At 42.0% G+C, this 17,932-nt stretch carries 12 protein-coding genes and 2 pseudogenes; 11 read left to right on the top strand and 3 right to left on the bottom strand.

The genetic code is table 11. The features are described 5' to 3' along the window. Position 1 precedes the first annotated feature (1 nt). The 3 genes and pseudogenes from DMB88_RS22545 to atzF all read left to right on the top strand — a co-directional run bounded on the left by DMB88_RS22545 (position 2) and on the right by atzF (position 6,027). Positions 2-676, top strand: a complete 675-nt coding sequence (locus DMB88_RS22545; protein ID WP_128103148.1) for an urea amidolyase associated protein UAAP2 — start codon at positions 2-4, stop codon at positions 674-676. Further along, a pseudogene (gene uca, locus DMB88_RS22540) lies at positions 669-4,288 on the top strand (urea carboxylase). Before DMB88_RS22545 ends, uca begins: the two are co-directional and overlap by 8 nt. Continuing rightward, on the top strand, positions 4,285-6,027 hold the full coding sequence (gene atzF / locus DMB88_RS22535; RefSeq protein WP_128103147.1) for an allophanate hydrolase: 1,743 nt from the start codon (positions 4,285-4,287) through the stop codon (positions 6,025-6,027). The pseudogene uca and the gene atzF overlap by 4 nt, the downstream one beginning before the upstream one ends. Positions 6,028-6,074: 47 nt before the next feature. Here the strand turns inward: atzF and DMB88_RS22530 are convergent, their stop codons facing one another. Together DMB88_RS22530 and DMB88_RS22525 are read right to left on the bottom strand one after the other, a co-directional pair. Next, positions 6,075-7,409: an amidohydrolase family protein gene (locus tag DMB88_RS22530; protein ID WP_254438310.1), complete on the bottom strand. Its 1,335-nt coding sequence runs from the start codon at positions 7,407-7,409 to the stop codon at positions 6,075-6,077. 204 nt (positions 7,410-7,613) lie between these two features. Next, complete coding sequence (locus tag DMB88_RS22525) at positions 7,614-8,225, bottom strand: TetR/AcrR family transcriptional regulator (RefSeq protein WP_128103146.1); 612 nt, start codon at positions 8,223-8,225, stop codon at positions 7,614-7,616. A 250-nt stretch (positions 8,226-8,475) separates the two neighbouring features. Between DMB88_RS22525 and DMB88_RS22520 the strand changes: the two genes are divergently transcribed. The 6 genes from DMB88_RS22520 (at position 8,476) to DMB88_RS22495 (ending at position 15,967) form a co-directional block, all read left to right on the top strand. Beyond that, positions 8,476-9,492: an ABC transporter ATP-binding protein gene (locus tag DMB88_RS22520; RefSeq protein WP_128103145.1), complete on the top strand. Its 1,017-nt coding sequence runs from the start codon at positions 8,476-8,478 to the stop codon at positions 9,490-9,492. 2 nt (positions 9,493-9,494) lie between these two features. After that, the gene (locus DMB88_RS22515) at positions 9,495-10,283 is read left to right on the top strand and encodes an ABC transporter permease (protein ID WP_128103144.1); all 789 of its coding nucleotides are present in this window, start codon (positions 9,495-9,497) and stop codon (positions 10,281-10,283) included. A 30-nt stretch (positions 10,284-10,313) separates the two neighbouring features. Beyond that, positions 10,314-11,096: an ABC transporter permease gene (locus DMB88_RS22510; protein ID WP_128103143.1), complete on the top strand. Its 783-nt coding sequence runs from the start codon at positions 10,314-10,316 to the stop codon at positions 11,094-11,096. Positions 11,097-11,545: 449 nt separating this feature from the next. Continuing rightward, positions 11,546-12,460, top strand: a complete 915-nt coding sequence (locus DMB88_RS22505) for a HamA C-terminal domain-containing protein (RefSeq protein ID WP_217363756.1) — start codon at positions 11,546-11,548, stop codon at positions 12,458-12,460. Continuing rightward, positions 12,450-15,020 carry a DEAD/DEAH box helicase gene (locus DMB88_RS22500; RefSeq protein ID WP_128103142.1) on the top strand — a complete coding sequence of 857 codons (2,571 nt, stop codon included), beginning with the start codon at positions 12,450-12,452 and terminating at the stop codon, positions 15,018-15,020. Before DMB88_RS22505 ends, DMB88_RS22500 begins: the two co-directional genes overlap by 11 nt. 53 nt (positions 15,021-15,073) lie before the next feature. Beyond that, entirely contained in the window at positions 15,074-15,967 is an 894-nt protein-coding gene (locus tag DMB88_RS22495) for a hypothetical protein (protein WP_128103141.1), read from the top strand. Positions 15,968-16,044: 77 nt separating this feature from the next. Here the strand turns inward: DMB88_RS22495 and DMB88_RS22490 are convergent, their stop codons facing one another. Then, positions 16,045-16,260, bottom strand: coding sequence for a helix-turn-helix domain-containing protein (locus DMB88_RS22490; protein WP_128103140.1), 216 nt, complete (start codon positions 16,258-16,260; stop codon positions 16,045-16,047). 108 nt (positions 16,261-16,368) lie between these two features. Between DMB88_RS22490 and DMB88_RS22485 the strand changes: the two genes are divergently transcribed. Both DMB88_RS22485 and DMB88_RS22480 read left to right on the top strand, forming a co-directional pair. Further along, entirely contained in the window at positions 16,369-16,638 is a 270-nt protein-coding gene (locus DMB88_RS22485; RefSeq protein ID WP_128103139.1) for a hypothetical protein, read from the top strand. A gap of 211 nt (positions 16,639-16,849) precedes the next feature. Further along, positions 16,850-17,886 (top strand): annotated as a pseudogene (locus DMB88_RS22480) (ROK family protein). Positions 17,887-17,932: the final 46 nt, after the last annotated feature.

Here is a 17,932-nt window from a genome sequence, read left to right as displayed (position 1 = left end):
TATGACGACACAAGCATTCGTACCTACCCTTAGTACATTGGAACCGGCGAAGGCAATCTATGATCAAGTCATCCCTGCCGGGGATGGATGGATTCATGACCTTGCGGCAGGTCAAGTCCTTCGCATCATTGATCTGGAAGGGAATCAGGCGGTGGATACACTTTTCTACGCTACGGAAGATCCAAGCGATCACTATAGTGCAATTCAAACAATCACTAGACAGCAGAACCTGTATCTGACAACGGGGTCGGTACTGGTTGCTGAATCTGGGCGGGAGCTGCTGAAGATCACTGCGGACTCCTGCGGCAGACACGATACGATCGGTGGAGCTTGTTCGGCACAGAGTAACACCGTTCGTTATTCCCACGACACACTGCATATGCATAATTGCCGAGATACGTTCATGCTGATGCTCTCCACACGCTCGGAATTCTCCAAACGGGATCTTGCGCCTAATGTCAACTTTTTCATGAATGTACCGGTCACGCCTGAGGGTAAGCTTACGTTCGCAGATGGTGTGTCTGGTCCAGGGCGGTACGTAGAGTTGGTTGCTCTGGCTCCTGTTACTGTATTAATTAGCAATTGTCCGCAGCTTAACAACCCATGTAATGCCTATAATCCAACACCTGCACAGGTGCTGATCTGGGATACGGAAGGGAGCGAATCACATGTTTAACAAAGTCATCATTGCCAATCGCGGAGCGATTGCTGTAAGAATTATTCGCACATTACGTCAGATGGGCATTGCCTCTGTAGCTGTCTATACCCGAGCTGATCGGGATAGCCTTCACGTAGAGCTCGCTGATGAATCCATTTTAATTGGTGAGGGTCCAGCCAAAGAAAGCTATGTGAATGCAGAGCTTATCCTGCAGACAGCAGTAAACGTTGGTGCGGATGCGGTTCATCCGGGATATGGGTTTCTAAGTGAGAATGCCTCTTTTGCCAGAGCGTGCGAAGAAAGGGGAATCACGTTTATTGGACCGACCGCAGAGCATATTGATTTATTCGGTCTGAAGCATACTGCACGATCCATCGCGGAACAGGCTCATGTGCCCCTGCTTCCTGGTACGGGACTGGTTCCGTCCCTGACCGTGGCTGTGGAACGAGCTACGGAGATTGGATATCCCGTCATGCTGAAGAGCACGGCGGGCGGTGGCGGGATCGGGATGCGAATCTGTTCGGATGAACAGGGACTGCGAGAAGCATATGACTCCGTTACGCGGCTCGCGATTACGAATTTTAACGATGGTGGTGTGTTTCTGGAGAAATACATTGCCAGAGCAAGACACGTTGAAGTGCAGATTTTTGGTAATGCCTTTGGCGAAGCGGTTGCGCTGGGAGAGCGAGATTGTTCGGTACAGCGGCGGAATCAGAAAATCATTGAAGAGACACCTGCGCCGAACCTGCCAGAGGCAACGCGAAGTGCGATGCATCAAAGTGCACAGAGACTTGCAGCCGCAGCAGGATACCGTAGCGCAGGTACAGTAGAATTTCTGTATGACCCCGAGACGGAGCAATTTTATTTTCTAGAAGTGAACACCCGCCTTCAGGTGGAGCACGGTGTAACAGAAGAAGTGCTGGGCATAGATTTGGTGGAATGGATGGTGCGAGAATCTGCTGGTGAGCTTCGCAATTTGACCGAGCTTGTGGAGCCGCCTCAAGGTCATAGCTTGCAGGTGCGTCTATATGCGGAGGATTGTTTCCATGATTTTCGTCCAAGTGATGGTCGTATTGATGCTGTCGTTTGGCCGGAAGAGGCACGTATTGAAACATGGATTCGCAGTGGTGTTGAAATCACCACGCTATATGATCCAATGCTCGCTAAGGTGATCGTTCATGCGGAATCAAGGCAAGCAGCCATTGCGAAAATGATAGATGCACTTGCTCGCTTGCGTGTATATGGCATAACAACCAATCAGACATACATTCATGCCTTTTTGGACACAGAGCTATTTCGAGAAGGTTTGGTATACACCAATATGCTGAGCGGTTTCAATCCGGTAGAACATACCATTGAAGTGCTCGATGGTGGGATTCAGACCACGGTTCAGGATTATCCAGGTCGCAAAGGGTACTGGGATATCGGTGTACCTCCATCCGGACCGATGGACTCACTCGCATTCCGAATGGGAAATCGGTTGCTTGGTAATGACGAGAGTGCGGCTGGATTAGAGATGACTTTGCGCGGGGGTTCCTACCGCTTCAGAGATCAGATGATGATTTGCCTTGCGGGAGCAGATATGACAGCTACATTGGATGGAACTCCTGTGCCGCTCTATACACCTACACTAGCTCCTTCAGGCTCTACGTTAATCCTTGGCGAGTCCGTGGTAGGAATGCGTGCATACCTCCTGATTGCTGGAGGACTGGATATGCCGCTGACGCTAGGTAGTGCCTCGACCTTCACCTTGGGTGAGTTTGGCGGACATTCAGGTAGTGCGCTGCGAACAGGTGCCGTATTGAAGGTTCATCCAGAGTCAGGTATACCACTTCAGCCGCTCTCCGTTCAGCATCAGCCGGAATTAACCCATGGATGGACAATCGGTGTCATTCCAGGTCCGCATTGTACGGAAGAATATCTGCTACAAGACTATCTGGAACAACTGACCGAAACGGAGTGGGAGGTTCATTTTAATAGCTCCCGTACAGGCGTACGTCTAATTGGGCCAGCACCGCTGTGGGCGAGGGAGGACGGTGGTGATGCAGGATTGCATCCGTCCAATATTCATGACAATGCCTATGCTGTTGGGGCACTTGATCTGACTGGAGATATGCCGATTCTTCTGGGGCCTGATGGGCCGAGTCTGGGGGATTTGTATGTCCGGTGACAACGGCGTCGGCAGAATTTTGGAAGGTTGGACAGTTACGACCGGGTGACAAAATTCGCTTTAAGCTGATTACGGTGGAGGAAGCCGAGGAACTTAGGGATGCACAACAAACATTTCTCGATACATTAATTGGAGATGGAGAACGTCTGCCTTTGCCTAAAGTGTTGGATATATCTTCTGGTGCATATATGCCGATCCTTGCCTATGAGGAGCAAGGGCGACGCTTCAAGATTGGCATTCGTTGTTCAGGTGATGAGAACATTCTAATTGAATACGGTGAACGTGAACTTGATCTTCTATATCGATTCCAGGTCTATGTCTTGATGCAAGCAGTGAAAGATAGTGGTCTGATTCCATTCATTGAGATGACACCGGGTATTCGTTCATTGCAGATTCACTTGGATCGTACGCAAATGACGGTGAAAGAGGCTGCAGCGATCATTATGGAACTGGATCTACAATTGCCGTCGCTGGATTCCATTGAAGTTCCGTCCCGTATTGTGAAGTTGCCATTATCTTGGGATGATCCTGCAACGCAGCAAGCGATAGAACGTTATCAACAAAATGTGCGTCCAGACGCCCCATGGTGCCCAAGTAATCTGGAATTTATTCGCCGAATTAACGGACTTGGTTCGCTTGAAGAAGTCGCTGAGATTGTATTTAATGCTTCGTATCTGGTGATGGGACTTGGCGATGTATATCTTGGAGCACCTGTAGCTGTACCACTTGATCCACGTCATCGACTCGTCACGACCAAATATAATCCTGCGCGGACATGGACACCTGAGAATGCAGTAGGCATCGGGGGCGCGTATCTATGCATCTACGGTATGGAAGGCCCTGGGGGTTATCAGTTTGTAGGTCGCACGATTCAGATGTGGAACAAGTTCAGAGAGACAACCAATTTTGAACAAGGCAAACCTTGGTTATTGCGGTTCTTCGACCAGATTCAATTCTATCCTGTATCCCAAGAGGAATTGTTACAGATGCGAGAGGATTTCCCGCGAGGGCAGATGGTGGTTGAAGTAGAAGAGACGACGTTTAACCTGGGAGACTATCTGGATTGGTTGGAGCAGATTCAGGAGCCGTCTGCTCATTTCCGTGAATCAAGGCAGGCTGCATTCCAGCAAGAACGGGAGTATTGGAAGGAGCTTGGTATTGCTGAGCATGTATCTGAACCGGAAGGCGTGAGTTCGACAGAGCAGGAAGCTCTGCCAGAGGGAAGTGTGGAGGTCAATAGTACCATGTCCGGCAGTGTATGGAAGGTGCTCGTAGAAGTTGGGCAGAAGGTGTTGAAAGGGCAAGACATTATAATAGAAGAAAGTATGAAAATGGAGTTCCCGCATAAGGCTCCATACGATTGTGTGATTGCCTCACTCTATGTTTCATCCGGTGATCACGTTCGAGCAGGTGACTGCATTGCGGCTATATATCCTGTAGAGGAGGAGGCTGCATCATGACTAGGCAATCGGTGCCGGAGCAATTAACCGTAGATAATCTGCAAAAGGCATATCGTCATCGGCATTTTACACCGCAGCATGTAATTGAAGCCATTATTTATAGAGCAGAGCATACGCAGGAGAAAAATATTTGGATTTTGCCACCATCACTAACACAAATTCAGCCTTACCTTGATCAACTGGAACAGATGAATCCGGAGGATTGTCCGTTATGGGGCATCCCGTTTGCGATCAAAGATAACATTGAGGTAGCTTCTTGGCCGGTGACGGCAGCTTGCCCTGAATTCGCTTATGTTCCAGATCGGCATGCGACGGTTGTAGAGCGTTTAATTGCTGCTGGTGCAATCCCAGTTGGCAAATGCAACCTGGATCAGTTCGCTACAGGACTGGTCGGTACTCGAAGTCCATATGGGGATACTCATAATGCGCTGCGTTCGGAGCTAATTAGTGGCGGGTCAAGTTCAGGGTCTGCAGTAGCTGTAGCTTCTGGTCAGGCGGCCTTTGCTCTTGGAACGGATACGGCAGGATCTGGTCGTGTGCCCGCAGCATTAAATCATCTCATCGGATATAAGCCAGCAGTCGGTGCGTGGCCTTCGACGGGGGTTATTCCGGCCTGTCGCAGCATTGATTGTGTGACCGTATTTACCCACCAACTGGTCGATGCCCAGCGAGTGGACGATGTTGTGCGAGGGTTGGAGCAAGAAGATCCGTACTCTATACATCGTCCGTTGAAGCGAGGGCAGTTGCCAAAGGTATTTTTGCTCCCTGACCATCCGCTTGAGTTCTATGGGCCTTATGCCACAGCATACGAAGAAGCATGGAATAGGAAGAAACAAGCTATTGCAGCTTCCGGCGTAGCCGTGAAGGAGGTTGATATTACGTTGCTTCAGGAAGCGGCGGCGCTTCTATACGAAGGTCCTCTGGTTGCTGAGCGCTGGTCTGACCTAGATGAATTTGTGGAAACACATGAGGCAGCAATCTTTCCTGTAACGAAGACGGTTCTCTCATCTGGTAAAAAAGAAACTTTCACTGCCTCGGCCTTATTCAAGGCTCAGCATCGATTGGCGGCAATTCGGCGGCACGCTGCAATGGTGCTTGAGGATGCTGTGCTGGTGCTGCCGACGTGTGGAGGAACTTGGACGCGGGAGCAGGTGATGGCGAATCCGATTGAGACCAATAGCAAGATGGGCTTATATACGAACCATTGTAATTTGCTTGATCTCAGTGCAATCGCTGTTCCCGCAGGCTGGGCAGAGGAAGGGGTTCCTTTTGGCGTGACTCTGTTCACACGTCCAGATGAAGAAGCGAATCTGATCCCGGCATCCGAATTACTAATCCAGCAGGAGGATGTCATTACGGTGGCGGTATGTGGACTGCATATGCGCGGCATGCCGTTAGAACCTCAGATGACTGGTTTAGGCGCTGTATTTCGGGAGGAGACTTCAACAGCTCCCGTATATGAAATGTATAAGCTTCCGACGATCCCGGCCAAACCGGGTCTGGTGCGAGTATCCAATGGCGGTTCATCCATTCTGGTTGAACTGTGGGATATGCCACGCGCTTCATTTGGATCATTCACAGCATCGATTCCTGCTCCCCTTGGCATTGGCAAAGTGCAGTTGATCGATGGGCGTACCGTAAGTGGATTCGTATGTGAAGCCTATGCCGGAGAAGGGGCAGAGAACATTAGTCCATCCGGTGGATGGAGAAGATGGAGCGAGGTAGCGGTTGAATCTTGAGATGAGAAGACCCATAGGATTGTCTATGGGTCTTTTTTTGCGATAACTCACCAAACAGAGTCTAGAACAGCGTCAACTTCTGGAATTCTCGTCAAGGATGGTTTATCAATGAGATTGCCTTTGACCATAACCATCGAGATGTCTGACAAGGCTTCAATCTGTTCTAACGGATTCTGTTCAAGCACAATCAGATCAGCCTGTTTGCCAATGTCCAGCGTACCTGTAACGGCGTCAATGCCTAGAATTTTTGCATTTGTACGGGTCACCATGTCAATAACGTGCTTGTTGCTCAGGTGGGTCTGTCTCATATAATGATCCATCTCTCTCCACATATCATAATGAGTCACGAAAGGCATTGCGGCATCCGTGCCAATCCCAACCGTGATGTTGTTCTGAACTGCTTGTCTCATACTTTGGAGCATGGAATCATAGACCAATCTGGAATTCTCCTTCACCGTTTGACTAACCTTGGTCACACTTGTATCCAATGAAGCGGAGGGGTAACCGGCTTGCAAAGTTGGAATCAGTGCGGTGTAACCATCCAGAGCATTAGGGTTATTTTGGTACAAACGAATAATCTCATCGTCCATCTCTGCGCCATGTTCAATCGTATCGACGCCACCTTGCAACGCAACTCGAACTCCTTCTGTGCTTTCCACATGGGCTGCAACTCGCATACCAATCTTGTGTGCTTCATCGCAGATCGCCGCAACTTCTTCCACCGTCATCTGTAGACGACCAGCCTCCCCAACCATCTTGGCATCTGTCACACCACCTGTGACGCAGATTTTGATCAGATCGACGCCGTGCTTCACATTAATTCGTACATTTCTTCGTGCCTCCCAAGGCGAGTCGCCCACCAGTGCCAGGTAAGGAGCACCATGCCCACCCGTCACACTCAAAAAGAACCCCGAGACAAGTAGGTTAGGGCCTACAAATTCACCGTTATTAATTTCATCCCGAAGCTGAACATCGGTGTAAAAGAATTCTCCCACACTGCGCATTGTCGTTACCCCCGCATGAAGTGCGGTGAGAGCGTTGCGTTTCATTCTTTTTTTCAACATACGTCTACCGAATGTGGTATTCAGTATCCGATCATAGGCAAACTGCAGCATCCCCTCACTAACCGAGAGACTGAACGGCTTCCCATCGGCAAACAGATGCACATGTGCGTTAATGAGCCCTGGCATCACATATTTTCCTGAGAGATCCATTGTAGTGTAGTGGCTTGGGATTGGTAGCTCGTGATCTTGACCAATATCCTGAATTAGTCCGTGCTCATTGACAAGAAGGGTCATATTTTTTTGCAGATTACGGTTCGCATCTCCGTGGATCAGATTGACGTTTTTCAATGCATAAGCGGTGTTCATGTTGTGTTTCATGTGATGTCTCTCCTTGAATTATGGGTATTTGTATGTGGTTTGAATGTGTTAAAAGTGAATTATTAATTCATTTTTGGGTTAAAAAAATAGGGTGACTTCTGATATGGATTTTTTACGTGCAAACTAGATGAAGTTAAATCGATCTAATCTGCACGTTTTGTATTGTTTTCTACTCATGCATAGGGGATGACGGGTCAGGGGCTGTTATTCGTTCAAGCTCTTCATCCCGTAGAGTCTGTATACATACAACGCTTCAAATATCTGTTTGCGGCTGTCCTCACTCATCTCGCGTTTTAACAAGTCCAGGTTCATGTCGATCACGTTGTGGGCGAGAATCTCGAGCAAGATTAAGTTTTCTTCGGTGCCAATCTCATACCGTTTATATTGATTCTTGAGATAAGCCTTCTTGGTCTCGATCATTAGCTCAACAAGTTCATTCTTGGCGTTGGTGTAGATGGTGCCTTTATTTTTCTCAAAGATAATAACGATCTGATTCCGATACTTCCGTAACACATCCACTTGTTCCTGCAACAGTGCAGACTTACGCGCGCTATCCGTTTCTTCGAACAAGGTTTGGTTATCAAAGTGAATCGTCTCCACCAGCACTTTCTTCAGATAATCTACCAGATCTGGCGGCACAACTGCATAGAATAGATCCTTCTTATTCTTAAAATAGGTATAGATATTACCCACGGAAATGTTAATCTCATTCGCAATATCGCTCATTTTGGCATCCACATAGCCTTTCTCAAAGAAAACTTTGAGCGCCGCGTATTCAATCTCTTTCCTAACTTCGTCTTTCTTGGCTTGCACCATCGGGAACGACTCCTTAATAGTGAATGGATGATTCGTTATTAGGTTAGACCTTTTTGGAGAGGTTGTCAAATGGAACTTCATAAGGTGCTTGAGAACATATGTCTAATTATGATATGAAAAATAATCTAATAATGTTGGTACTTATTTCATAAGCAAAAAGCTAACATGTTTCTAAAGAGTTGATTGGTGAAAATTGTAATAAATTGAGTTCTGTTACATGACTCCTAAAGAAGCAGACGAGGTGTGATTCATGAGTATTATTGATGTAAGCGGTATCACGAAAGTGTATCGGCAATACAAGCGATTCCCTGGACTGATCGGTTCCTTGAGAAGCTTGGTCACTAGGCAATATACGGAAGAGGTAGCTGTACGCAATATCTCATTTTCAATCGAGGAAGGAGAAGCAGTAGGATATCTAGGGCCAAACGGTGCGGGTAAATCGACCATGATCAAGATGATGACGGGTATATTGGTTCCGACTTCAGGGCAATTGAGCGTGCTGGGGTCGATCCCGCATGAGAACAGACAGCATAATTCGCAGCATATCGGTGTTGTGTTTGGACAACGAAGTCAGTTGTGGTGGGATCTTCCCGTTCGGGATTCTTTCGATCTTCATAAATACATATACAAGCTATCAGACGATACGTATCACCGAAATCTCACCATGTATTCCGAACTTCTATCGTTATCCTCATTTATCGAGAAGCCAGTCCGGCAATTAAGTTTGGGGCAGAGAATGCGGGTGGAGATCGCAATGGCTCTATTACATGATCCTAGAATTTTATTCTTGGACGAACCGACAATAGGTCTAGATGTCATGGCCAAAGAACAGATCCGAGAATTTCTAAGAATGATTAATAAGGAGAAAAAAGTCTCCATCGTACTGACGACACATGACATGAAGGATATCGAAGAGATCTGTCGCCGGATGATTGTTGTGAACAAAGGCAATATGGTGTACGACGGATCTGTGGAACAACTACGAAGAACGCTTGGTGACCAGCGTCAGGTGATCATTGACTTCCGGGAAGAGCCTGGAGCAATCGAAATTCCCGGCATGCAACTAATGAAGAACGAGGGATTAAGGAAAACGTATTTGTTTGAAAAAAGCGACAGAACGGTATTTGATTGCGTGAATCAGATCGCACGTGAACATGCCGTTGAAGATGCCTCGATTGAAAGCGTTGATATCGATTCAGTCATTCGAAAGCTGTATAAGAAGCTGGAGGAAGAAGATCGAGCGAATGCGAGTGAGAGGAGAGCCTAAGGTTGAAAACGTACATTATGTTCGGGGTAAAAACATTCTCCAATCAACTTTCGTATCGTTCTGAAGTATGGTTAAGATTGTTAGGGAATTTCGTTGCTATTCTGATTCTGACTGAAATATGGAAGGCCGTATTAGGGAATGGAACCATTGAAGGCATCGGTGTAGAGCAGATGATTACATATAGCATTATCAACACACTTCTGGCGGCCTTACTGCTAACTGGCATTAGTTCCAAGGTAGATAACAGTCTCAAAACAGGCTCCATAGCTTCTGAACTGATCAAACCGATGTCTTATCCGCTTCACCTATTATCAGAAGGACTGGGAAATTCGGTGTACCAGTTGCTCTTCACCTCCATTCCTTCATTACTCATTGCATGGGTGTTTTTCGGTTTTCTTCCGCCAGCTTCTGCGACCCATCTGTTATTATTCTTGATTGCGTTGCTATTGGCCTTGGCGATCTCTTTCTTGTTAGGGTATCTCATATCTTTACTGGCATTCTGGCTAATGAATCATTTTGCACTGAACTGGATGTTGGGCGGTCTTATTACCATCTTCTCGGGTTCTTTTTTACCCTTGTGGTTCTTTCCGGATTCGTGGGTGACCGTGACCAAGATACTACCCTTCTTATATTTGGGATATCTTCCTGCTGCAGTTTATTTGGGAGCAATCCCACTTCAAGAAATATCGATGTTGATTCTTACAGGTCTGGCATGGATTGCTGGACTTACGATCCTCGTGTGCTGGTTATGGAATAGAGCGATCAAACGTCTGGTTGTACAAGGTGGATAAAGTAGAGAGGCTGATCTAAATGACTTTCAAATTGTTCGGGAAATTAGTCTATTTGTTAACCAAAGAACGAATGGAATATCGCGGGACTTCCTGCTTGCCGTAATTGCGCAAATCATCAACTATACTGGCGATTATATTATTATTTGGCTGTTCCTACGTAAATTCGATACATTGGCAGGTTGGTCTTGGCCTGAAATTGCGCTCTTATATAGTCTGGGGCTGTTCACTTACGCACTCGGCGCGTCGTTTTCATTTGTACAAATGCGTGAGCTGGAGAGTCAGGTCAAGAATGGGACGTTTGATTCAATCCTGATTAAACCTGTGAATCCGTATCTTTACATCGTATGCCGAGGGTTTAACCTGGGCTACCTTGCGCATGTGGCGATCTCGGGATCAGTGTTGCTGTGGGCGCTGTTTAAGTTAAACTTGAGCCTGAGTTGGGTGGAAGTGGTGTACCTGATCCTCTGCATTATTGGCGGTGCCATGATTCAGGCGGGCTTTATGTCCGTGATCGGGGCTGTATCCTTTGTATGGGTCAAAACAAACTTCCTGTTCACCTTATTTTTCAAATTTAAGGAGTTCGTATCGTACCCACTTCCGGTATTCGGTACCTTCATCCAAGTGCTGTTAACGTTTGTCATTCCTTTTGCATTTATCAATTTCTATCCGGCTGCATTTCTGCTGACGAAGGAGACCGCGCTTCTATCGTCGTGGACGATGTGGCTTGTACCTATAATGGGCCCGCTATGTTATTTCCTTGGTTATCGGATATGGATGTCGAGTGTGAATAGGTATCAAGGTGCGGGTGGGTAGTGGAGTGGGGAAGTAGGCTACAAATAAAAAATGAAATTTGTATGGATTACTTCTAGTTTATTAATTAATTGTTATGTTTTAATTTGGATAAGTAGCTCATTTTTCCTACTGTGATAAATGAGAGCTTGTCCATTTTTTTGTGAAACAAGAAGATTTCAAAAAAACTTAATCCCGAACCTTGGCATAAATTATTGTACCTTTGTTTCTAATAGAACATGCTTAAAATGCTTCACTGTAACACCTATATATGTTTTGTAATAATGCTAGACTTAGGGATTATCCATAAAATAAATAGGATTAAAAGAGATTTTTTGAGAAAGAATTTTCATTAGAAAAATGGGTACAAAGGAGGGATGTGGATATATTTGGCGAATGTTGTAAAATAGTCATTCTGAAAATAGGACTATTTAATCAAAATTCCTACAGAGGCACTGTGGAGGTAATTATAATTGCTAAATGATTTCAATCCTTATATTGATGATAACTTCTTAGACTTATTCTATCATGAAATTAAAAGTTTCGAATTGGACGGCTTGAATACCAAAGTGAATCTTCATACTCTGAAAATTGAAAATAATACTTTTGTTTATTCAGAACTAGTGGACAAATTGTTTGATTGTATTGTGACATATTGCTTATCTAGAAAGGAACTAGAAGTATATAAAAATAATAAAGGTATATACGTTAAAGCAATTCAGAAATTGCGTAAATGGGAAAATAATGACGGCGAGTTAGGAGAAGTTTTGCTTTACTGTTTCTTGGAGTCCCATCTACGTGCTCCGAAAATATTTACAAAAATGGAGCTAAAAACGTCCCCTAATGACTATGTAAAAGGATCTGATGGAGTTCATATTTTACAAATAGATCATAATAAATATCAATTGATCTTTGGCGAATCTAAACTTGAAAAATCCCTACAAAGAGCACTGTATGATGCATTTGGTTCCATAAATGATTTTCTGAATAGAGGCACAAATAATATTCGTGATGAAATAAAATTACTAAATACACATTTGGAAAGAGAGAGTATCTCACCAAATTTATATGAAATTTTAAAAAAGATCATATTCCCAAGTGCTAGAGAAGAAGAAATATTTAAGGATAATGCTTTTGGCATATTTGTGGGATTCGAGGTTTCTATTGATGAAGAGTCCCGAAAATTAAGTAATTCAGAATTTAGAAAGTTGGTACGTTCAAAAATAAAATCTGAGGTAGAAAGTCAATATGGATATATACAAAAGAAAATTAAGGAGTATAACTTACATGGGATATCGTTTTATGTTTATGCGTTCCCATTTGTCGGAATAAGCGATACTAGAAAGAGAATTATAAAAAACTTAATGGAGGCCAACAATGATTTTTGATGATCTCTCTAAAGACGTATTATTAGATGATTATTTTAATCAGTTATATAAAATTTTATTGAAAAATATTGTATCGACAGAATTATTAATTGACAACCCTTCTCCTATAGATGAAAAGCAATTAGTTCACTTATTAAGGTTTAGTGATATACTATCAAACTCTACTTCTAATAGTAATAGGAATATTGCTTATAGGATAGTTGCATCTTTAAGTACATCTTATAAAGATACCCCTATCTTTAAAACATATTCTACCGCTATTTTGACCAAGTTAGGAAATTTCCCAGCTATAAAAAATTTGCAACATAATGTAGAGCTTCCTTTTGTAAGGGAGATAGAAAAAGTTGTGAAAAAAGAAATACAGAGGATTCCAGGTGTTGAGGATCAATTTTTTACTGATTCACAATATCAGTTGTTTGAACAATTAAAAGACTCGAATTTTTATAGTTTTTCTGGACCTACATCTATGGGTAAATCATTCATATTTAAGACCTTCATACGTGAAACAATAACTGGAGGAGACCTAGGGAATTTTGTAGTAGTGGTACCTACTAGAGCATTAATAAATCAATTTTCATTTGAGATTAAAGTTGAATTGAAAAACTTATTAGAAGATTTTGATTACACAGTTATAACTAACTCTACTGTTAATGATAATAATCAAGAAGAAATTTCAAAACGATACATTTTTGTAATGACACCAGAAAGACTACTTAGCTACATATCTAACAAAGAAAACCCCGTTATAAATTACTTGTTTGTAGATGAAGCACATAAGCTAGCAGCTGAAAAAGACTACAGAAGTATTACAATGTATTTATCAATAGAGAAAAGCTTAAAGAAATATAAAGAATTGAAAATTTACTTTGCTTCGCCCAATGTCTCAAATCCAGAAGCTTTTTTAGAATTGTTTCAAAAATCTAGTAGGAAGACTTTTAGCACAATAGAATCTCCTGTCACACAGAATCTTTTCTTTGTTGATCTGCTACTAGGGAGAGTTAGTTACTATAATGATGGTACAAAATACAATTTCGAAGATATATCTGTTGAAAAATATTCTACATCAAACGAAATCATTTACTGTATTGGTAAATCAACATCAAATGTTATTTATTGTAATTCAGTTGAGAATACAATTAACAAAGCAAAAGCTTTCGTCGATTATCTGAGAAAAAACACCTTAGATTCAGAGAAAAATAAGAATACTCAATTGGATAATTTGATTTTGGAAATTAGAAAAATGATTCATAGCGATTATTATCTAGCTGAGTGTTTAGAATTTGGAGTAGCATTTCATTTCGGAAATTTGCCACAAGTTATTAGAAATAAAGTGGAGAAACTCTTTAAGGAAGGTAAGATAAAGTATCTATTCTGTACCTCTACGTTGTTAGAAGGGGTGAATTTGCCAGCTAAGAATATCTTTATTTTAAATAATAAAAAACATAAAGCCATTATGTCAAAAATTGATTTTTGGAATTTAGCTGGTAGAGCTGGAAGGTTAAATTACGAGTTATTTGGTAACGTATTTTGTATTAGGGAAGAAAATAAAGATTGGAAAAATTTAAAGGTTTTAGATGGTGAATCAACTACCAACTTGCAAGTGAATGTTACTCATCAATTAGATAAGAATCAAAAGAATATAGAGCAGCTATTGTCAGAAAAACAAATTGACTCTCCAGAAGCAGAAAAAGAAGTACTTAAATATATAGCCAACATTATAAGCATTGATTCATTGGGACAAAATGATGAATATAAAAGTCCGGTTATTAACAAATTGTACAAAGATGGTCAAATGGATGTACTTTCTAAGGCTCAAGAGAGTATAAAGGGTCTAACGGTGCCCTTCGAAGTGCTAAACAATAATCAATCGATTATGGTTAGACAACAGAATAACGTCTACGAATTTATAGTTAGGTCTCAACCATATGAAGAAAAAATTCAACTTCCAAGTGAGATTAATTACAACAATTGTATTGCTGCCTTAGAACTTTTACATGATAAATACAATTGGGGATTGAACGAAAGTAAAAACGATATAGCTAACAAAAATTCTTTGAAATATTATGCCCTTTTAGTTAACCAATGGATTAATGGACTAAGTTTAAGTGAGATGATTAGTTCAGCATTGTATTATTATGAAACGAATAATAAAAAATTAATGTTTTATGAGAACAATACTCCAATATTTGAACCATACGATAAAAGTAAACGACATATTAATAAAATAATTAATAACTTGATATCAGATATTGAAAATGTTGTGAGATATAAGTTGGAGAAATACTTCAATAACTATCATGCACTTTTGGTAGCAGTGCTTGGTGAAAATAAAGCGGGTACAAACTGGAACATTTTTTTGGAGTATGGGACTAGGGATACAGTGGCAATATATTTGCAAAATATGGGGTTTTCTCGTCATGTTTCTTCAACATTACTGAAAAATTATAAGGATGTATTTAATATTAAGGACGGGAAGATAATCTCAATTGACAAGAAGAAACTGATTAATCAATTAATCAATGGAACACCAGAATATGATGAAGCGATGATGTTACTATAGATGTTAATTATAGAGAGATAACTTAAAAAATAAATGAACTAAGTGAGTTGGAAATGAGAAAGGAAAAAGGTGAGTATTTTTTGGAAGAAGATAGAAATAAATTAATAGGATTTGTAAAAGAATGTAAGACTTCATATCTAAGTAAAATGAATAATTCAACTTTCAAGATGAGTACTCTTATTTTCTTTCTGGCAGGCTCTTTAATTTGGTTAATAAACTTTATTCCGAACTCTAGACCTACATTTGATAAATATTATGTATTACTGATTTCGTGTACAGCTTTTTTGAATATTGTTGTATTGGGATTTGATTTACTGAATCGAATTTTTAGAAGAAAGCAAGTTGAGAAAAATATTTATGGTGAATTAAATAATTTAGAGCGTCAATATATGAAACCAATTTACATTATAACATGTAGCTTTAATATTCTATGGATAATATCGCTTGTATCTAGTAGTGTAATAATGCTGTTTTTCAGTCGCGAATTTTGGTTATTGGTATTTCCAAATATACTAGTAATTAAATTAGCTTTCATGACCTTAATAAATTGTCTCATTCCTCTAATTAATAATTATACGAATTACAAGATACCTATTCCAAAGCAACTGGATAAGCAAGCTAAAAGATACTCGTTTATACAAGTGTATTATAATTTAATTCCAACTTTGATTTTAATTTATTATCTATTTTATTTCGTGTTTAGTAACTTTTTCTTCGATTACAAAAATACTGTTTTAATTGCTCTATATTTAATAGGTGGTTTTATATCTTTATTACTTATTGCAAGAGAGTGGTCAAATAAAATAATATATTCGTGGTTAGAGGATCTTTACGCTGAAATCTATCTGAAGGATCTTTCTTATTCTAAAATTAAAAAAATACTGGATGAGAATTTTAGCTCTGGAAGAAACCTTGAAACAATGATTTTTTCTGAAAAAGATAAATAAATAATTATTCCATCGGTTGACTGAGGGAGTTTGAGTCTTCAATTAACTAGATCGAATAGGAAGATACATGTTAAGTATTAGAGATCCTTGATCTCAATAATCTCCCTAATATCATCAATACCCAATGCTTCTGCAATCCGCTCAATATGAGCAAAGTTGATGTTTTCTCGTTTCCCAGACTGTAGCTCACTTAATGCAGCGTGGCGAATATCAGACAAGCGTGCCAATTCTCGCAGTGAGATGTTATGTTTCTCTGTGAGTTTATGTATATTGACGACGACTTTTTTAGCCATGAGTATCACTCCTAAAATTTCCATATGATCTTGACGTTACGCATGAGCGTACCATATACTTTTTGTATAACTGGTACTCTTATGCGTACCAATTTTAGGAGTGGTAACATGACAGGTACCAACAGTGAGGATCTCGCTTCACAGTACGCTCAACTCGTCCAATTAGAAGACGATTACGTCAATCAACTGGTCACCTGCAACAAGCTGATCTTGGACGCGATGGACATCATCGCGAAGCGTGCAAAAGTGCTGCACATGGATACAGTTAAGCAGGCAGCATATCACCTCCATCACATGGAACAGGATCTGAACCGTAAGTTATTTGAAGTCAGGCTGAAGAAAAGCATCTTGGCAAACCACATGAGCCAGTCTACATAGCCACAATTATAATGAGGGACAGTATAGTTCATCTTAGGATGACATTAAGCTGTCCTTTCCCATTTCCAACAAAACCGTTTTCGTTTCCAAATAAAGCATTGACTTTCTTCACTAATCCACCTACACTGTCAATTATTAAAAGACTTTTAAAAACAATGTTTGAACATTTTAGAATCATGTGAAATGAAGGAAGGGAGGCGAACATCTAACGATGTTACCAACATCACACAACACCCAACAGGTAAAGCGGATTAACGTTGAACTCGTGAAGAATACGCTCAGAACGATCGGTGTGGGTACGAAGGCTTCCATCGCGAATTTAACGAAACTTAGCGTGGCGACATGCGGCACGATCCTGAATGAGTTGCTTCAGACCGGTGAGATTGTGGATCTGGGTCCGGATGAATCAAGCGGGGGAAGACCCGCAAGTCGATATCAATTCAATGCAGATTATGCGAGTGTGCTGTGCCTCATTATTCGAACGGAAGGCGGTATCCATTCGATTACCCATACGCATTCGAATCTGAACGGAGAGCGGTCGGATGAGCAGACGCTCATGCTGGACGAGATCAATGTGGCGGTGGTTGAGGATCTGATTGCCAAGCTGATTGAACAGCACCACAACGTACAGGCGATTGGTATTGGTATACCCGGTGTTGCACACAATGGCGTGATTGGTCTCTGTGATGTTCCGGAGCTAATGTTCCAACCGCTGGGGCAGAGACTCAAGGAGCAATATGAAGATGTAGAAGTGGTCATTGGCAACGACATGAACTTGACGGTATACGGGCTATATAACCAGCAACAATTTGAGGAAGAAAAGAATTTTGCGGTCGTGACGTTTCCAGAGAATCATTTTCCGGGTGCAGGTTTTATCATTGACGGTCGTCCGCTGACAGGGAACACAGACTTCGGGGAGAGGTGTCCTTCCTGCCTTTTGGTGTGTCTCGTGAAGAACAGTTGCGCATGTTGAAAACAACCGATGGGGTGAAGGAACTGGTAATCCGCACGTTAGTTTCCATTATTGCGATCATCAACCCTGCCACGATTGTGGTCACAGGAGACACGATGAACCCAGCGATGCTGGATGATCTCAGACAAGGTTGTCTGGATCACTTGATTCCGCAGGAGCACATGCCGGAGCTAATCATCCAGCAAGATACGCGGCATGCATATGTTACTGGACTGGTGGCTGTGACACTGGAGAGCTTGACCTACCGCATTCAGGTCATCGAGAAGCAGTGGTAGGTACTACTTTTATATGAGTTAAGCAAAGCTTTTACACGACAGCGGA

The organism is Paenibacillus sp. DCT19, assembly GCF_003268635.1.
In the GTDB taxonomy this organism is placed as follows: domain Bacteria; phylum Bacillota; class Bacilli; order Paenibacillales; family Paenibacillaceae; genus Paenibacillus.
The sequence above is the reverse complement of the archived record's forward strand: the minus strand, read 5'-3'. Positions and strand labels throughout refer to the sequence as shown.